Genomic DNA, 18449 nt, shown 5'->3' on the forward strand with positions numbered 1-18449 from the left:
GTAACGCCGGTAAATGTATCCTCAACGGCTATTGCATTGCCTGCCTGTATATTTATCTGCTTAAGTGCCAGTAAATATGGGTCTCCAGCAGGTTTAGGATTAGTTACATCGTCTTTTGTTACCACCGTGTCAAACAGCTCATAAAATCCTAAACCTTTAAGTATTGGCATAGCTTCACTTTTAGCACTGCCCGTTACTAGCGCCATTTTTAAGCCACTCGCTTTTACAGCTTTCAACGTTTGCTCAGTAAACGGCATTAGTGATGGTAAATGTGTTATTACATATTCGCCAAATAAACGGTATTTTTCATCCGCTAAAAACTGTGCGCTTACTGATAAGTTATGCTCTTGCTTAATCTCTATTGCAGCTTCTAAAGTGGGTCGTCCTGAAAAGCGCTGACAAAAATCATTTTCTAAATAACTAACACCATAAGGCTTAAGTAGTTTACTCCAACATACAAAGTGCATGCTTTCTGAATCAACTAATGTGCCATCCATATCAAATAATACTGCTTCTAATGTCATCCTCATTCCTTATTTAACCTAAGCCAAATTTTGACAATAAAAAAGGCGCCTTAAGCACCTTTTATTAAATTGTTGTTATTGCGTTAAGCCAGCTGGTGGCTCACCCGTTGCTTCGTCACCCGTATCAACATCAACAAGCTCATAGCCACGCGTTTTACGCATAACTTTAAGTACAGGCTTTTCAAATGCTGTTTTTAAACGATCTGAGTCATCTTTCAACTCATCAAGTGTTGTACCAAAAGGGGCTGCGCCTGTTTCTGACCAGTTAGTCACTTTACCGTTCAGGTTATATTCTACTTCGTGTATTTGATATTGCGCTGCTTCATCTTTCGTTGCTTCACAAAAAATTACACGGTAATTCCAAAATCCAGCCATTGCTCTTCTCTTTAAATAAACCAATTAGGCGCTACTTTAGCAGCTCTAAAAGGGGTTATACAAATAAAAAAGCCTGCGCAATGCAGGCTTTTAAAGTAAATACTTTTAGCTATTAGTTAGAAAAATCTAACTTTAAACTCAGCACCTACGTAACGTTCTTCGTTAACAATACCCGTATTGTTATTAAAGTCTACAGCTCCAATAACTTGTTGCTCGTCAAATAAGTTACGAACAAAAGCGGCTACTTCGTATTCGTAATCGCCTTCAGACCATGTGTAACCTGTACGCAAACCTGTTTCAATAAGCTCTTTACCTTCAAACTCTACTGATTCGTAAAGGAACATATTGATTTTACTGCGATAAGAAATATCACCGCTTGCGAAAAAGTTACCATCGGCAAGTTCTTTAGTGTAGCGAAGCGTAAAGTTAGAGATCCACTCAGGAGCATGCGGTAAGCTATTACCATCAAGAAATACTTTACCGTCTACTACTGGGTCTGTAATATTTAACGTTGAACGGTCAGGAGCTGCAATACTTAGATTACTATCTTTGATTTCTGTTTTATTGTAGCTTAAATTAAACGTTGCATTAAACTCATCGCTTAATACCCACTGCGTATCTAACTCAAAACCATAGCCAGTCGTTTTATCAGCATTAACTAAACGGTTAAAGTTAGCACCACCGCCTACAGCGGTAAGTTGCTGGTCGTCCATTGTGTAATAAAACACAGTCGCGTTAACACGACCTTGGCCATCTAACACGTCTGATTTAATACCTGTTTCGTACGATGTTACCGTTTCTGACTCAGCTGTTGTTACATCATCACCAAACAAAATACGACCTTGTAAACTAGGTGCGCGGAAGCTGTTTGCTACACGGCCGTACCAGTTAACATCATCGTTTACTTTATAATTTGCAGATAAGTCCCAGCTAACATGGTCGTCACTAACATCACGCTCTACTAGTAAAGCACCACCGCCAATTGGGCTAAGAGTACGGTTTGCTACAAAATCTTTATCGTCATCAGAATAACGAAGGCCAGCTGTTACTTTTAAATCATCAGATACTACATAATCAACAGAGCCGAATACTGCCCATGCTGTTGTGTCTTGTTGCTGCTCAACATAACCGTTTAATACACCATTATCAGCGGTGTTATAATTAAAGTTTTCAATTGTCAGCTCTTCATCAAAGTAAAATACACCTACTTGATAATTTAAATCACCATCAAAGTTACTAGATAAACGTAGTTCTTGGGTTAACTGGTCGTGATCTGGAATACCATCCGCACTTTCAGATTCAAATGGTACAAAACTTGGACCATTATCTTGTCCACAAAAACCACAACCGTAACCGCCGTCGATATCAGCGCGCGAATATATTTCAGCACTTTCCCATGCAGAAATTGAAGTAATTGTGTGATTTTTAAGTTCCCACTCAAGCTTTAAGCTTGCACCTTCAGATTCTACTTGTTGAGTAGAGCGAGATGCCGCATCTTGATAAACAACATCACTTTCGTAATTATCTACTAGCTCATTAGTACCCGTTTTAATTACATTTGCACGAAAGGCAATTGGCGAGCCATCTAAATCACGTGTGTGATAGTTTAATAAAGCAGTAAAATCATCGCCTTCATATAAAAACTGAACGCGTGCCGCTTTTTCAGTGTAACCACCTTGCTCGTCTTTAGCTTCAAAGCCTGGAGCTTGGTTATCAATGTAATCGTCTTTATCTTGCCATAATAATGAAACACGAGCAGATAAACGGTCAGTTAAAGCACCACCTACAGCACCACTTGTGTCTACAGCGCCACGGCTACCGTATGAAACAGAGCCATAACCATCAAATTCTTGGCTTGGTTTAACAGTATCAAACTTAACAAGGCCAGCTGGCGTGTTACGTCCAAATAAAGTTCCTTGAGGACCACGTAATACTTCTACGCGTTCAACATCAAATACTGGGAAGCCTTTTAAAATTGCATTTTCTTGAACGACTTCATCAACAACAAGTGATACTGGTTGTGATGCATTCAAATCGAAATCGGTATTACCTAAACCACGAACGTAAAAGCGTGGGAATGAACGACCAAATGAAGATTCAATAGATAAACTTGGAATTTTCGCATTTAAAAAACGAATATCCATACCAGCTGAGCTATACGCATCAAGGTTATCACCTTGTAGAGCAGATACTGCTACTGGTACTTCTTGAGCGTTTTCTACACGTTTACGAGCTGTTACTTGAATAACTTCTAGTTGATTACTTTTTTTAGCTGTTTTTTCTTCAGCAGCTAAAGAAGAAAATGAAGTACCTGCTACTGCAGAGAACAACGTTGCATTGATTAGGGTAGCTAACGTAGATCTTTTCATTGCTTTCATGTTGGGTTTAACCTTTTTTGTGCACTCTTGTTCAACGGTTTTTTGTGTTGCGCTACTTATACCTTGAAGGTAAGTTGCGGGCTCGTTCAATTTTTCGCGACTTGCGTCATGCGCGCGGACCTTATTACCGAGAGTACAAAAACGATGTTATAAGGCTGAACGAACGATTAAGATTATACCATTGTGTGACAATTTTACTGCATAAATATAGACATAATTAGAAACTTTTTTGCAACATTTAACTACAAAATCACGTGTTTTTATCACTATTTAGATGCAAAATTCTAATATTGAGGACATATGTCCTTTATTGGATTTGATAAAATGGAGTAGGAAGAAGGGATTGTTTTACATGTTAACCTAAAATAGAAACACCTGTGTTTTTATTTAAAGCCGCCCAAGAGCGACTTTTAATATTTACTATATTTGAACTATGAGCGCTTAAATGCAATTTCACCGTCGATATGAATATCACGCTGCGGAAAAGCAATCACTACATCATGCTTTTCAAATACAGCGTAAATACTAAAACGAATATCACTGCGTACTTTTCTAAGCATGGTTTCAGACTCGGCGCACACCCAAAAAATAGCGTTAAATACGAGCGAGCTATCTGCAAAGTCATCAAATAACACCGATGACTTTGGATTAGCCAATATTGCTTCATGATCATCAAGCACTTGCTGAATAAGCTTTTTAACCAGTATCACGTCTGATCCATACGCAACGCCTACACTGACCGATGAGCGTGCATTGCCATCTATTAGCGTCCAGTTTGTTACTGTATTTTCGAGCAATTGAGAATTAGGAATAAGCATATGTACGCCGTCATTTCGGCGAATACGCGTTGAGCGAGTATTAATTGTTTCTACCACGCCTTTTGCATTGCCTACCTCTAAAAAGTCACCAATACGTATTGGGCGTTCCCACATTAGTATCCAGCCACTAATAAAGTTATTAATAATATTTTGAGCACCAAAGCCTACACCAATGGCTATTGCACCTGAAACAAAAGCAAACGCAGTAAGCGGTATGCTTAATACTTCTAAAGATGTAAAAATTAAAATAGCGATACTTAAAATAAAGTAGATACGTGTAAATAAATGCACGGCATCTTGGCTTAACTTTTTTGCCAATAATGTTTTTGTTATTAGCTTGCCAATACGCGTCACAATAAACCAAATAGCGAAAAGTATTAAAGGCACTTTAATAATTTTTGCTACGGTAATGTGTACATCGCTGTAACTAAATACAACAAAGGCAAGAATTTGGTTTATGTGTTCTAAGGTCATTTATTTTCCAAAACAAGCAAAGGAGCGCTTTAAATTTAAATCGCTATAAAGTGAAAGCGGTTCAGTGTTGGGTAAGTTTAGCAGTCATAATATAACTAAAACGCCAAGTTAATAAGTTCAATATACTTTTTATGAACAATTTATTAACTCTTTATTGCACCGAGTGCTATATAAATAGTGTACAAGCACTGGAGATCACATATGACACAACTTACTTTAAATCAAAGACTCGCTACTTTGCAGCCGCAGGTAGACTTACATTTATTTGAAAGCAGCCTAGATTACCGAAATAAAATTTTGTGCCTTCTTGCAGAACAAGAGCAAACACTGGCATCTATTAACAAAGAGTTTGGCCAACAACAACCTAGCAACTTTGGCTCTGAGAGAAAATTTGTACTAGGATATAACTAAGCAATTATGACTCAACGACTTATTAAGTAGCTCAGGTGTTTACTTTTAGAGCTACTTTTACCTTCCTTAAAGCTAAATATTAGCTAATTTGCGTTCAAATCCCCCTTAATACCGATAAACTTTATTGTATAAACGCCAAAATTTGATAAGTTAACTAGGTTTTTCGACTCGCAAAGCCTATTCCGGCTAATCTTTCTATGGAGTTATTATGCGTAAAACCCTGATCGCCACTACTATTGCTAGTGCCTTAATATTATCGGCCTGTTCATCTAACGATACACAAAACATGGCAAAAGAAGGCGCAGCACAAGTGCAAGACATGAACGCAAACAATGTTTTATTTAAGCCAAGCCCATTGCAATATATGGCACCAGAATTTGATAAATTTGGTACAAAAGACTACGAAGCTGCATTCGATGCAGGTATCACACAGCACACGGCACAAGTACAAGCCATTGCTAATAACCTTGCTCCAGCAACATTTGAAAACACATTAGTTAAAATGGAATTGTCAGGGGAGCTATTAAATCGCGTATCGGCTGCTTTTTATAACTTATCTGGTTTAATTTCAGATGCTGAATACCAGCGTATTGATGAAAAAATGGCGCCTGTATTATCTGCTCACTCAGATGATATTTACTTAAACGGTGAATTATTTAAGCGCGTACAAACAATTTACGACAATCAAGATAAATTAAACGCAGAAGATAAACGCCTAGTTGATTTTTACTACAAGCAGTTTGTAAAAGCAGGTGCTAAATTAAATGACGCTGAAAAAGCTAAAATGCGTGAAATTAACTCAGAGCTAGCTCAGCTATCTACTGCGTTTTCACAAAACATTTTAAAATCGTTTAAAGAAGACGTTATTGTAGTTACAGATAAAAGTAAATTAGCGGGTCTTTCTGAAGGCGAAATTGCAGGCCTTGCAGCTTCAGCTAAAAAAGCGGGCAAAGACGGCTACATGATCACTTTGGTAAATACAACGCAACAACCAATTTTAAGCAGCCTTGAAAACCGCGACCTACGTGAGCGAATTTTTAAAGCCTCTGCAAACCGTGCAGCAAAAACTAACGGCCCTATTATTATTAAAGAAACCAACCTACGCGCTCAAAAAGCAGAGCTTTTAGGCTACAAAGATTGGGCTTCTTATGTAATGACGTCGCGTATGGCACAAACAACTGATAACGTTTACGGCATCCTTGATGACCTAGCACCAAAAGCAGTTGAAAAAGCAAAAATTGAAGCAGCAGCGATTCAAAAAGTAATTAACGATTCAGGCGAAAGCTTTGAGCTTAAACCATGGGATTGGACTTTTTATGCTGAAAAAGTACGTGCAGAAAAGTACAACTTAGACCCAGCACTTGTTAAACCATACTTTGAAATGCAATCGGTTATTCACGATGGCTTATTCTTTGCAATGAACAAACTGTACGGTATTACGTTTAAAGAACGTAAAGATCTTCCTGTTTATCATGAAGATGTCACCGTATACGAAGTATTTAACGCTGATGGCAGCGCCATCGGTTTATTTTACTTAGACCCATATGCACGTGAAGGTAAACGTGGCGGCGCATGGATGAGTGCATACGTTAGCGAAAGCGGCTTAAAAGGCACTAAACCGGTTATTTACAATGCGCAGAACATTCCAAAACCTGCTGCAGGCGAGCCAACGCTAATGACGTTTGACGAAGTGTCTACTATGTTCCATGAATTTGGTCATGCTGCACACGGTTTATTCTCAGATGTTAAATACCCAAGCCTAGCGGGTACTGCAACGGCGCGTGACTTTGTTGAATTTCCGTCGCAAGCAAATGAAGATTGGATGATTGAACCAACAGTACTTGCAAACTATGCTAAGCATTACAAAACAGGTGAGCCAATTCCACAAGCTTTACTTGATAAAGTACTTGAATCGCAAAAATTCAACCAAGGTTACGGCACTACTGAATATTTAGCCGCTGCACTACTTGATATGGAATGGCATTCATTTGGTTCTGATGAAAAAGTAGCTGACGTTCAAAAGTTTGAGCAAGACGCGCTAGAAAAACACGGTATTGCTTACTACCCTGTTCCACCGCGTTACAAATCAAACTTCTTTAGCCACACATTTGCAGGTGGTTATTCAGCGGGTTACTACGCGTACCTATGGACTGAAGTGTTTGCAGCAGACGCGTTTGCACATATGGAAAACAACGGCGGCTTAACACGTAAAAATGGTGATAAGTTCCGTAAAGAAATCCTATCAAAAGGTAACAGCCGCGACTTAATGCAAAGCTACATTGAGTTTAGAGGTCAAAAACCAACTACCGACGCACTACTTAAGCGCCGTGGTTTAGTTGAGTAAATAACTTAATTTATTAAGCTCACTTTTATAAAAGCCCGCTTGCGGGCTTTTATTGTTTATACCCTCACATATAACAGATAAACTTAGCTCAATATTTATTAAAAGATGATGGTTATGCAGTACTTATTTGCAGTCACTTTGCTTTGGGCGTTTTCGTTTAGTTTAATTGGTGTGTATTTAGCAGGCCAAGTTGACGCTTGGTTTAGCGTATTAATACGCATAGCACTGGCAACACTGATTTTTTTACCTTTTTTAAAGCTCAAACAAACGCCTAAACCTTTAGCCTTAAAGCTTATGCTGATTGGCGCTATACAACTTGGTGTTATGTATAGTTTTTACTACCACTCATTTTTATTTTTAACCGTTCCCGAAGTGCTGCTATTTACTGTAATGACTCCTTTGTACATTACCCTGCTAAATGATGGATTGAACAGACGCTTTAACCCACGCTTTTTTATAGTCGCACTTATTGCTGTAATTGGTGCAATTACCATTCGTTACGAAAACCTAAATAGCAATTTCATAATTGGCTTATTATTAGTTCAAGGTGCGAACATAAGTTTTGCTGTAGGCCAAGTAACCTATAAACGCTTAATGATGAACAATAAGCTTGATGATAAAACCGTATTTGGATGGTTTTTTATAGGCGCACTTATTATTGCCACAATTTGTTATGCATTATTTGGTAATTCAAACAAATTACCAACCACTTCTACTCAGTGGGGCATACTGATTTATTTAGGGGTTGTTGCATCAGGCCTTGGTTACTTTATGTGGAATAAAGGCGCAACACTCGTCAACGTTGGAGCTCTGGCAGTCATGAATAACTTACTTATCCCAGCAGGGATTATTGTTAACGTGCTTATTTGGAACAGAGACGCTGACATAGTTAGGTTAAGTATTGGTGCAGCTATAATGTTAGGTGCATTATTAGCGAATCAAATGCTTAATAAAAAAGTAAATTAATAAACTTGTAGCTAAATTGTCATTAATAATCATTAAGGTAGTACAAATTTTACTTTTTAAGGATAAACAATGAAACGTATTACCTTACTTACAAGCTGTATATTGTTAGCCACACTTGCTGGCTGCGACGACGATGTAGAAATAGTAGAAAAGGAAGTGGTTGTTACCAACACCGAAGTTGAGATTGTTGAAGTGCCTACGCCTGTTATTGTAGAAGTACCAAACGGTGATGCGCCAGATATTCAACTAGGCACTCGTCCTTATTATTTAGTCAATGATATGAGCGACAGCAACTTAAAAACACAATTAGAATCTTGTAGCGAAGGTCCTTTTTACCGTACCGATTTTTCTATTGGTCATCGCGGTGCATCAATGCAATATCCTGAGCACACCAAAGAAGCCTACATTGCTGCAGCTAGAATGGGCGCAGGCATTGTTGAATGCGATGTTACATTTACAAACGATAAAGAACTAGTATGTCGCCACTCCCAATGCGACTTACACACCACAACTAATATTTTAGCCATTCCTGAACTTGCAGCTAAATGCAGTGTGCCATTTACACCAGCAGACCCTGCTAATGGTGTTGCTGCTTCTGCAAAATGTTGTACCAGCGATATAAGCTTAGCGGAATTTTTAACCCTTGAAGGTAAAATGGATGGTGCAAACACTAATGCAACTACCGTTGCCGATTACATGGATGGTACACCAAGTTGGCGCACTGATTTATATGCCACCAACGGCACATTGATGACCCATAAACAAAGCATTGCACTGTTTAATGAGCTGGGTGTAAAAATGACCCCTGAACTTAAATCGCCACAAGTAAGTATGCCATTTGATGGAATGACGCAAGAGCAATATGCGCAAAAAATGCTAGACGAGTACACACAAATGAATGTGCCAGCCTCAAAAGTTTACCCGCAATCGTTTAACCTTGAAGACGTAAAATACTGGATTAACACTAACCCTGACTTTGCAGATAAAAGCGTATACCTAGATGGTCGCGACAGTGAAGCCGGATTTGATCCAAGTAACCCACAAACATGGCAACCTGGTATGGATGAACTTGTGGCTGACGGCGTTAAAATTTTAGCCCCTCCAATTTGGATGATGCTAACAATAGATAACGAAAATAATATCGTGCCATCACAATACGCAATTGACGCAAAAGCAGCAAGTTTAGAGCTTATTGCATGGAGCCTTGAGCGCTCAGGTCCGCTTAATGAAGGTGGTGGTTATTACTATCAATCAATTGCTGATGTTATAGATAACGATGGCGACATGATGACGGTCGTTGATGTACTCGCAAAAGACGTGGGTGTAATGGCTATATTTTCAGATTGGCCCGCTACGGTAAGTTACTACGCCAGTTGTAATAAAATGCCTGCAAGTATTTAATACCAATCTGCTTATATATGGGGTCTATTTAACGTTAAGAAAATTACGCTAGAACTAGGCAAAAATTTTTTATCTAGTTGTTCTAAATAAAAAATTTTTAACGACGTTATAGTGAAATTTAATTCGTTAAATTGATCAAAGATTTATGCAGGTTGGTATAAATACTCGACAACAAAAGTCGTTTATTTTATCGCGCTCAGTTACCATATCATTATATATAATTTTATTTAACTGAGCGCTTTTATGATAATTCAACAACATAACGCAGACTTGCCAACACCTACAGGTTTAATGCGAACAACCGTATATCGCCCTCAGGCGCAAGGGCAGTTCCCTGCTATTATTTTTTATTCTGAAATTTTTCAGCAAACTGCACCTATTGCACGCAGCGCAGCTATTTTAGCAAGCCATGGCTTTGTGGTATTAGTACCGGAAGTGTTTCACGAGTTAAATCCTATGGGCACTGTGCTTGCTTATGATGATACAGGTAAAGACAAAGGCAATGCCGACAAGTGGGCAAAGCCACTTGAGCACCACGACAGTGACACACAAACTATGATCGACTTCATTAGATTACAAAGCTATTGCACAGGCACCGTCGGCGCAATGGGCGTATGTATTGGCGGTCACTTAGCTTACAGAGCGGCACTAAACCCTGAAATTAAAGCGGCTTTTTGCTTATACGCAACTGATATTCACAGCGACACATTACCAGCAAAACCAGGTAATAACTCATTTGAACGCATGGCTGATATACAAGGCGAAATTCACTTTATATGGGGTAAACAAGACCCGCATGTGCCAAAGGAAGGCCGTACTAAAATATACCAGCAATGTGTAAACACAGGCATTAATTATCAATGGCAAGAAGTTAATGCCCAACATGCCTTTATGCGTGATGAAGGTGAGCGATACGATGCAGCCCTTGCAATTAATATGTATCAACAAGCGGTGGCATTATTTAGCCGAACTTTATAAATGCTGTAAAAACTACTCATTAACTACTTTTCAGCATACCTAAAGCGGTATGCTGTTTTACAAAATACGCTTTTAAGTAATCAATAAATAATCGTAGTTTTTTAGATCCCGCAGCTCCTGGCGGAAATACCCCGTACAGTTCAATATCTTTGCTTTTATAATCATCTAATATTATTTCAAGTAGCCCTGCTTGTACTTTAGGCCACGCATCGTAAAGCGGAATACGCCCAATGCCATGCCCTGCTTCTACAAAGGCAGTACGTGCAGCTGCGTTATTAGTACTTAAGGCGCCTTGCATTGTAATGTCGTGTTTTTTACCATCTTTTGAAAGTGTTAACGTTTTACTTCCTAGCTGATAAACCACCCATTGATGATCTGCCAATTCTAAAGGTGTTTTAGGTTTACCAAAATGTGTAAAGTAATCCGGCGCGCCACAAATACAAGTGCTCATTGTAGTCAGCTTGGTTGCCTGCAAGTTGGAGTCACTCAGTGCCACTCCCCTAATTGCAAAATCAAACCCATTTTTAATAATATCAACCACATCGTCAGTAAGCTGTAAGTCTATTTTAATTTTAGGGTATTGGCGCTTAAACGTATTTATTGCAGGCACAATTAACTGCATTCCCACATTTACTGGGCAACTAATTTTAAGTAAACCTTGTGGCTCGCTCTTTATATTTTCTATTTGCTGATTAGCCGCATTAGCTTGTTCGGTAATTATTCTACAGCGCTCATAATAAGCAATGCCTGCTTCAGTGAGCGCCATGGTACGGGTTGAGCGATTTAGTAAAGTAACTTCAAGCTGCGTTTCTAATTTTTTTAAATGATAACTTGCAACTGCTCGCGTAAGCCCTAGCTGTTTGGCAGCAGCGGTTAAGCTGCCCTGCTCTACAATTTGCGCAAATACAACCATGCTCTTTAACTGCTCAAACGACACCTTCATATGTGCTCCGTAGCGTGTTTTAAATTCAACCCCTCTATTGTATCAATTATTAAACCAATAAAGTTAAATTTATCATCGTTGTTTAAAGCTCTGTTAGTGCATATAGTAATTGGTAAGCAAGATAAACCAATTTAAATCATCAGAAGGAATATATTCAATGTCTAAAAAAATACTTATGGTTCTTACATCTCACGCAGAACTTGGTAACACTGGCGAAAAAACAGGTTTTTGGGTAGAAGAATTTGCAGCCCCTTATTATGCATTTGTTGATGCAGGCGTTGAAGTAACATTAGCGTCTCCAGCTGGCGGTCAACCACCCATTGATCCGACAAGTACACTTTCTGATTTTCAAACAGATGCAACAAAACGTTATGACGCAGATAGCGCAGCGCAAACACTTATGGCAAACACTAAAGTGTTGAGTGAAGTAAAATCTAGCGATTTTGACGCTGTATTTTACCCAGGCGGTCACGGTCCATTATGGGACTTGGTTGACAACACTGATTCAATCTCACTTATCGAAAGCTTTGTAAAAGAGCAAAAACCTGTTGCTGCGGTATGTCATGCAAGTGCTGCATTTTTAAATGTTAAAGATGCCGATGGCAATGCATTAGTAGCGGGTAAAAAAGTAACTGGTTTTACTAACTCTGAAGAAGCTGCAGTGCAACTTACCGATATCGTGCCATTTTTAGTTGAAGACGAGCTAATTAAAAAAGGTGGCGATTATCAAAAAACTGACGACTGGGGTGTATTAGCACTAGAAGACGGTTTAGTAATTACCGGCCAAAACCCAGCAAGCTCTGAACTAGCTGCAAAAAAACTATTAACTAAATTAGGTTAATAGTGAGTAATAATTAAAATTAAGCACAGCATTTTATGCTGTGCTTTTTTAATTGCTTTTCATTAGCAAATACAATTCCTATACTGGCAACTCTTAAAGTCAATTAGGGCGATTATATGGCAACCAAGCCAACCACACTGTCATTACTAACTAGTACCCGTTTCGCAATATTTAGTATTGTTGTTATTTGCTTCGTACTACAGGTGATCAATAGTCTACCTGGCATAAATCTTAATGGTTTAGGCATATATCCACGCAGTATCCAAGGATTAATTGGCATACTATGCGCACCTTTTTTACATGGTAGCTGGTGGCACTTTGTCAGTAATATGATCCCATTTGTAGTATTAAGCTGGCTAATTTGCCAGTACAGCGTAAAACGTTTTTATAACGTATTTATTTTTACCGCTCTAGTCGGTGGACTCTTAGTTTGGGCATTTGGGCGCAGTAACATACATGTTGGTTTAAGCGGTGTTATATATGGTTTATGGGGCTTTATTCTATGCTACGGCTTAGTAAGGCGCTCATTAAAATCAATTATAATTGCAGTTGTAGTGGCTATACTTTATAGCGGTTTTATATGGGGTGTTTTACCTCAGCGCTATCATGTATCGTTTGAAAGCCATTTATTTGGAGCGCTAAGCGGGTTGTTTTTAGGTTATAGATTAGCAAAAGCCGATAAATTAAAAGGTCGGTAAATTAAATATTTAGGGCCTTTAATTAATTTTTTATGGCCACATTTATGAGTAAGTATTAAACATTTCCATTTAACATTGAGGTTATTTATGAGTGATCAAAACGAATACACGCCACCAAAAGTATGGACGTGGGAAAGTGAAAGTGGCGGTAAGTTTGCCAGCATTAACCGCCCAATCGCAGGCGCGACTCATGACAAAACTCTGCCTATTGGTGAGCACGCATTTCAGCTTTATTCTCTTGCGACACCTAATGGCCAAAAAGCTACAATCATGTTTGAAGAGCTTTTACAGCTTGGTTGCACCGATGCAGACTATGACGCATATTTAATAAACATAGGTGATGGCGATCAGTTTGGATCTGACTTTGTTGATATTAATCCAAACTCAAAAATCCCAGCGCTAATGGATCATTCAACCACGCCGCCTACTCGCATCTTTGAATCTGGTTCTATTTTACAGTATTTGGCTGAGAAATTTGATGTACTCATACCTAAAGATTTAAAAGCTAAAACTGAGTGTCGTAACTGGCTATTTTGGCAAATGGGCTCAGCGCCTTACTTAGGTGGCGGATTTGGTCATTTTTATAGCTACGCACCAAGTAAAATGCAATACCCTATTGACCGTTTTACCATGGAAACTAAACGCCAACTTGACGTGTTAAATCGCCATTTAAGCGAAAATGAATACATGGCAGGTGATGAATACTCAATTGCCGATATTGCAATTTGGCCGTGGTACGGATCGTTAGTGCTTGGAGCTTTATATGATGCAGCAGAGTTTTTAGATGTTGCCTCATACACCCATGTTGTACGCTGGGCTACGCAAATATCAGAGCGCCCCGCTGTAAAGCGTGGTCGTCGCGTAAATCGCACATGGGGTCCTGAAGAAGAGCAAATGGCAGAGCGCCATAACGATAGCGATTTCGAAGGTTAAATCTATAGAACAGCAAGTAAAGTCGTTAACACTTTAACCTGCTTGATAATTTTAAGGCTCAAAATAAATATTTATTTTGAGCCTTTTTACTTTTTAAACTTTTTTTATCCCTCCCGTAAACTATATTTACTTTACATTAAAGTTTTATTTAGCTGCGTAAAGGCTTATTAAGCTCTTTGTATTACCAGTATTGCATTAGTGTAATTTGCTAAATGGTTTACTTAATTTCCTAGGGGTTGTTTTTGAAAAAGGTTTTAATTAGTGCCATATAACAATTTAAGTAATAATGAGCGAAAAGAAGCGCTCAAAATTTTATACTCGAATGCTATTTCCGGAATTGCAGTCTCTGTACTAGTCAGCGTTGCTTTAGTATTTGCTTTTGATATAACTAATGAGAAAACTAACCACGATAAAGTAGTCTGGTTAGGCATAATGATGTGCGTGCTTACTTTACGTATTATTGATGTAGGGCTTTTTTTGAAAGCTCAAAATTCTCGCCAACCTTACAACACACATTCTTATCTAAATCGCTTTGCTATTGGCTGTATATCAACAGCCGTGTCTTGGTGTGGTTATGCTCTTTGGTTTCATAGCACTTCATCTACGGTGGAAGTTACTACGACCATCGCTATTTTATCGGCGCTTGCCGGTGGCTCTGCAAATTTGCTGTCTGGAAGTCGTTTTACCGCTGTTCTATATAGTTTTACTTTATTGGCGCCCTACTCTTTTTTGCTAGCGCTTTCAAACGATCACTACCAACACGTATTGGGGTTATTAGGTTTAACTTTTGCCACAATCATGATTGCCTCTTCGTACAAATCAGCCACATTTACACACAGTGCAATCAAGCTCAAAAACCAAAACAGAGAGCTGCTTAATGAAATGGAAAACAAGGTCGAACAACGCACTGAAGAAATTTACCGCTTATCGAATACCGATCCACTCACAAATCTATTAAACCGCACCGCATTTTTAAAAAATGCAAACAAACAACTAGCAGATAACCCTAAAGAACCCTTTGCTTTATTATTTGTAGATTTAGATGGTTTTAAGCAAATCAACGATTCGTTGGGTCATAAAGTAGGCGATAAAGTATTAAAAGAAATAGCACTGAGAATTAGTAATGTATGCAACCAACAACTCTATAAATGCCGTTGGGGCGGAGATGAGTTTTTAATTTTAGCAACCTATCAAAATCAAGCTGAGCTTATCGAGTTTGCTAATAAAGTGCTTCAAAGCATTGGTGCCGAGCATGAAACATATAAATATCAAAAATGGGTATCAGCAACTATTGGAATTGCCATGTACCCTGAGCACGGGAACGACTTAAATACCTTAATTCGCTCTGCTGATACTGCGATGTATCACCAAAAACGCATAGCTAAAGGTAACATCAATATTTATAACGATTCACTCAAATTAAAACAAGAAAGAGAGTACCTGTTGAGTCGACGGTTAGCCAGTGCTATAGAAGAAAACAGTTTAAGGCTAGTATTTCAGCCAATTATAGATAGCAAAACATCAAAAGTAACCTCTTTCGAATCATTATTACGTTGGCAACTAGACGGTGAAAATATTTTCCCTGATGAGTTTATAATTATTGCCGAGCAATACGGGTTAATAACCCAAATGGGCCTCTGGGTGATAAATCAAGCATGTATACAAGCAAAAAAATTCAATCATTTACCGGAGAAAATTGCAGTAAGCGTGAATGTATCGGTAATCCAATTACAAGATCCAGATTTTGTAACTAAGGTATTAAAAATAGTAAAAAATCATCAAGTAGAGCCTAAAGATCTGCATATAGAAATTACCGAATCAGTATTTGCCGAAGATAAAATCACGTTTTTGACAGCCGTGAAAGCACTACAAAAACAAGGCTTTTGTATTTCAATTGATGATTTTGGAACTGGCTACTCATCACTATCAAGCATGCTTGATATTGGTGTAGATATAGTAAAAATAGACAGAAGTTTTATTCAAAATATGGATAAAAGAGGGTTAAGTATTATTCATGCAATTGTACAAATGGCCTCATCTTTAGATTTTACTGTTGTTGCCGAAGGCGTTGAAACTATTGAACAAGCAAACACGCTTACTAATATTGGTGTATCTCACCTGCAAGGTTATTACTTTTCAAAACCGATGGAAGTAGATTTTGTAGATGCTTATTTAAATGAGCAAAATAAGCTGTGCCGTTGATAACCAAAACCCGCTAAAAGCGCTTAACTGCCATATGAGTTTTGCACTACCTTTCTTATTAGGGCTTGTTTATCTTTCGAGGTTAAATTTGCAGCATACTGTTTGGTATTTAGGCAATACAGAGCCTATGTAGTGTGGTTATTCCCCATAAATAGGCGATAACGCAGCATAAATACCAAACATTCGCTGCCCGAAGGGTTCTGCCTAGGGGAGATTGACTCTTTGTTACTAGGTTACAAACCTCGCGCCGCGATTAAATCTTCCTTGGGTTGAACAAAGTTCAATCCTGAAAGGTCAACAAGCCCTCCTTAAAACATAATCTTACAATTACTTACACCCAGTACATAGTTATTAGCGTAGGCTAAATATAAACCAACTTACATAAGTGTATTACGTTTAAATTTACGCTAATTAGCAAACCGCCAGTGCTGGACCCTACGTTAAGTTATGCGCTGATGTTGCTTATATAAGTGAATAATAAAAATGTAACGATACAACTAAATATAAAAAAGGGATTTGCATGATAAAACCACTTTGCTATTCACTCATCACTTTACTTACCCCCATTAGCGCTATAGCTCAAACAATGGCAATAAAAACAACGGATGAATTAGTATCAACCGATTCAGAGATTTTATTTGCATATAATAAAGAATCAAAACAATTAGAAGCCATCAATTTACTCACATCACTAAGTAGTGAACTTGCTTTACCAAAAAATGCCATCGGGTTTGATGTGGCTACACTTGCTAACATTACCGATAAACAAGCACTCGTACTAACAAGTGATGGCGTATACAAAGCCCAAGCTGGTAAACCAACACTATTGTTTAATTATGAGTCGGTTCTAAATCAATTAAAAATAGATAAATTTGAAAAAGTAGACTTTGTCTTCGATGCCAACAACGACGGTCTAAGCGATATTTTCATCCCTGGGTTAGCAAGCAGTACTTTATATATTCAAAATAAAGATGGCAGCTTTAAGCCTAACAAATTTAAACAAACACCTATGTATGAAGGCAGCTTTTCAGGAAAAGGGCTTTCTCTAGAAGTTAATATTAACAATAAACCCGTTGTTATTGATTTTAACCACGACGGGTTGAACGACTTGGTTTTTTCAAATGACTTTGGAGCGGATGTACTACTTGCTAATTCAGAAGGCTTTGAGCAAAAGCTCACCTCAATTGATTTTAACATCGAATTAGGCGAGCTAAGCAATGGCGAAACTCGCAAAATAAAGCAAATTATTGATATTAATAACGACGGATTTCTAGATTTTACAACCAGACAGTTTAAGCCTACGCAAGGTATGGACTCGCTAGATATAAAAATAGCACATACTTTGTACCTAGGAAGTGCTAAAGGCTTTACTAATACGCCCATTACCTTATTTGAAACACAGGGCCCTAGTGAGTTATTGCTCAAAACTGATTTTAATAATGATGGCTTAATTGATTTACAAAAAATGGATTTAGATATTGGCTTAGGTACTATCGCGTCTATGGCATTGGGCGGTGGCAGTACTGATGTAGATGTAGAAATGAACCTTTATAAGCAGCAACCCGACGGCTCATTTGCCAATAAATCGAGTATAGAACTTGATTTAGAAATGGAAGTGGGAATGAACGGCGATGATTCCGAGCCAGCCCTATATTTAGGTGATATTAACGGCGACAGCTATATTGACGCAGTATACAAATACAGTAAAAAAACGCTGTATATTTATTACGGAGAGCAAGACTCACTGCTAAATGATAAGCGTACAAAATTAAAACTAACGCTGCCTAAAAATAATAAAGATATTCTTCTAGTAGATATAAACCAAGACGGTAAAAAAGATTTTGTATTTAAATTTACCGAAGAAGATGGCACCAGCAAAATAGAAACACGCTTAAATTAAGCCAATAAAAAAGCCCAATAGAGTTAACCGTTGGGCTTTGGACTTAAGACTTTCGAGTAACAGTCAGCTTTACTCTAAGTTATAACACCTAAGCAGTTACATTTAGCAGTGAATCGCCTTCACTTAAACCAAACTTCTCTTGCACTGATGCAAGGATTGATTCTTTATCTTCATCAGACAACTGGCTTGAATACTCAGTTAATAGCTCATCTAAGTAGCTGACTACTTCGTCTGTATCTACTGATTCTAATGAGTTCTGTGGC

15 protein-coding genes are annotated in these 18449 nt (G+C 38.2%); 10 read left to right on the forward strand and 5 right to left on the reverse strand.

Going from position 1 to position 18449, the window contains the following annotated elements:
- From L654_RS0102385 to L654_RS0102400, 4 genes are all read right to left on the reverse strand, one after another.
- Positions 1-524: HAD family phosphatase (locus tag L654_RS0102385; RefSeq protein ID WP_024607156.1), on the reverse strand; the 524-nt coding region annotated here is incomplete at its 3' end.
- A gap of 75 nt (positions 525-599) precedes the next feature.
- A complete protein-coding gene (locus L654_RS0102390) occupies positions 600-899 on the reverse strand; it encodes a hypothetical protein (RefSeq protein WP_024607157.1) in 300 nt (99 codons plus the stop codon).
- 116 nt (positions 900-1015) lie between these two features.
- Positions 1016-3277: a TonB-dependent receptor gene (locus tag L654_RS0102395; protein ID WP_024607158.1), complete on the reverse strand. Its 2262-nt coding sequence runs from the start codon at positions 3275-3277 to the stop codon at positions 1016-1018.
- Between the two features lie 431 nt (positions 3278-3708).
- Complete coding sequence (locus L654_RS0102400) at positions 3709-4569, reverse strand: mechanosensitive ion channel domain-containing protein (protein WP_007581304.1); 861 nt, start codon at positions 4567-4569, stop codon at positions 3709-3711.
- A 201-nt stretch (positions 4570-4770) separates the two neighbouring features.
- Between L654_RS0102400 and L654_RS0102405 the strand changes: the two genes are divergently transcribed.
- The 5 genes from L654_RS0102405 (at position 4771) to L654_RS0102425 (ending at position 10669) form a co-directional block, all read left to right on the forward strand.
- Positions 4771-4980 (forward strand): hypothetical protein, encoded by a 210-nt coding sequence (locus tag L654_RS0102405; protein WP_024590275.1) that lies wholly within the window; start codon positions 4771-4773, stop codon positions 4978-4980.
- A gap of 208 nt (positions 4981-5188) precedes the next feature.
- Entirely contained in the window at positions 5189-7324 is a 2136-nt protein-coding gene (locus L654_RS0102410) for a M3 family metallopeptidase (protein WP_024607159.1), read from the forward strand.
- Between the two features lie 114 nt (positions 7325-7438).
- The gene (locus tag L654_RS0102415; RefSeq protein WP_024607160.1) at positions 7439-8290 is read left to right on the forward strand and encodes a carboxylate/amino acid/amine transporter; all 852 of its coding nucleotides are present in this window, start codon (positions 7439-7441) and stop codon (positions 8288-8290) included.
- 69 nt (positions 8291-8359) lie between these two features.
- A complete protein-coding gene (locus tag L654_RS0102420; protein WP_024607161.1) occupies positions 8360-9691 on the forward strand; it encodes a glycerophosphodiester phosphodiesterase family protein in 1332 nt (443 codons plus the stop codon).
- Between the two features lie 243 nt (positions 9692-9934).
- Entirely contained in the window at positions 9935-10669 is a 735-nt protein-coding gene (locus tag L654_RS0102425; RefSeq protein ID WP_024607162.1) for a dienelactone hydrolase family protein, read from the forward strand.
- Between the two features lie 19 nt (positions 10670-10688).
- Here the strand turns inward: L654_RS0102425 and L654_RS0102430 are convergent, their stop codons facing one another.
- The gene (locus tag L654_RS0102430; protein ID WP_024607163.1) at positions 10689-11612 is read right to left on the reverse strand and encodes a LysR family transcriptional regulator; all 924 of its coding nucleotides are present in this window, start codon (positions 11610-11612) and stop codon (positions 10689-10691) included.
- Between the two features lie 157 nt (positions 11613-11769).
- Here L654_RS0102430 and L654_RS0102435 point away from each other — a divergent pair, with 157 nt between their 5' ends.
- The 5 genes from L654_RS0102435 (at position 11770) to L654_RS0102460 (ending at position 18186) form a co-directional block, all read left to right on the forward strand.
- On the forward strand, positions 11770-12453 hold the full coding sequence (locus tag L654_RS0102435) for a type 1 glutamine amidotransferase domain-containing protein (protein ID WP_007581292.1): 684 nt from the start codon (positions 11770-11772) through the stop codon (positions 12451-12453).
- A gap of 116 nt (positions 12454-12569) precedes the next feature.
- Positions 12570-13151, forward strand: a complete 582-nt coding sequence (locus tag L654_RS0102440; protein ID WP_024607164.1) for a rhomboid family intramembrane serine protease — start codon at positions 12570-12572, stop codon at positions 13149-13151.
- A gap of 87 nt (positions 13152-13238) precedes the next feature.
- Positions 13239-14084 carry a glutathione-dependent disulfide-bond oxidoreductase gene (yghU, locus tag L654_RS0102445; RefSeq protein ID WP_024607165.1) on the forward strand — a complete coding sequence of 282 codons (846 nt, stop codon included), beginning with the start codon at positions 13239-13241 and terminating at the stop codon, positions 14082-14084.
- Positions 14085-14345: 261 nt separating this feature from the next.
- The gene (locus L654_RS0102450; protein WP_024607166.1) at positions 14346-16286 is read left to right on the forward strand and encodes an EAL domain-containing protein; all 1941 of its coding nucleotides are present in this window, start codon (positions 14346-14348) and stop codon (positions 16284-16286) included.
- 520 nt (positions 16287-16806) lie between these two features.
- Positions 16807-18186: a VCBS repeat-containing protein gene (locus L654_RS0102460; protein ID WP_024607167.1), complete on the forward strand. Its 1380-nt coding sequence runs from the start codon at positions 16807-16809 to the stop codon at positions 18184-18186.
- Positions 18187-18449 lie beyond the last annotated feature (263 nt).

The organism is Pseudoalteromonas sp. TAB23 (assembly GCF_000498075.1).
Lineage (GTDB): Bacteria > Pseudomonadota > Gammaproteobacteria > Enterobacterales > Alteromonadaceae > Pseudoalteromonas > Pseudoalteromonas arctica.

What these genes read in the sequence shown, in the direction of transcription:
- L654_RS0102390 (WP_024607157.1), bottom strand. Translation starts at nt 899, where the DNA reads ATGGCTGGATTTTGGAATTACCGTGTAATTTTTTGTGAAGCAACGAAA.
- L654_RS0102395 (WP_024607158.1), bottom strand. Translation starts at nt 3,277, where the DNA reads ATGAAAGCAATGAAAAGATCTACGTTAGCTACCCTAATCAATGCAACG.
- L654_RS0102400 (WP_007581304.1), bottom strand. Translation starts at nt 4,569, where the DNA reads ATGACCTTAGAACACATAAACCAAATTCTTGCCTTTGTTGTATTTAGT.
- L654_RS0102405 (WP_024590275.1), top strand. Translation starts at nt 4,771, where the DNA reads ATGACACAACTTACTTTAAATCAAAGACTCGCTACTTTGCAGCCGCAG.
- L654_RS0102410 (WP_024607159.1), top strand. Translation starts at nt 5,189, where the DNA reads ATGCGTAAAACCCTGATCGCCACTACTATTGCTAGTGCCTTAATATTA.
- L654_RS0102415 (WP_024607160.1), top strand. Translation starts at nt 7,439, where the DNA reads ATGCAGTACTTATTTGCAGTCACTTTGCTTTGGGCGTTTTCGTTTAGT.
- L654_RS0102420 (WP_024607161.1), top strand. Translation starts at nt 8,360, where the DNA reads ATGAAACGTATTACCTTACTTACAAGCTGTATATTGTTAGCCACACTT.
- L654_RS0102425 (WP_024607162.1), top strand. Translation starts at nt 9,935, where the DNA reads ATGATAATTCAACAACATAACGCAGACTTGCCAACACCTACAGGTTTA.
- L654_RS0102430 (WP_024607163.1), bottom strand. Translation starts at nt 11,612, where the DNA reads ATGAAGGTGTCGTTTGAGCAGTTAAAGAGCATGGTTGTATTTGCGCAA.
- L654_RS0102435 (WP_007581292.1), top strand. Translation starts at nt 11,770, where the DNA reads ATGTCTAAAAAAATACTTATGGTTCTTACATCTCACGCAGAACTTGGT.
- L654_RS0102440 (WP_024607164.1), top strand. Translation starts at nt 12,570, where the DNA reads ATGGCAACCAAGCCAACCACACTGTCATTACTAACTAGTACCCGTTTC.
- yghU (WP_024607165.1), top strand. Translation starts at nt 13,239, where the DNA reads ATGAGTGATCAAAACGAATACACGCCACCAAAAGTATGGACGTGGGAA.
- L654_RS0102460 (WP_024607167.1), top strand. Translation starts at nt 16,807, where the DNA reads ATGATAAAACCACTTTGCTATTCACTCATCACTTTACTTACCCCCATT.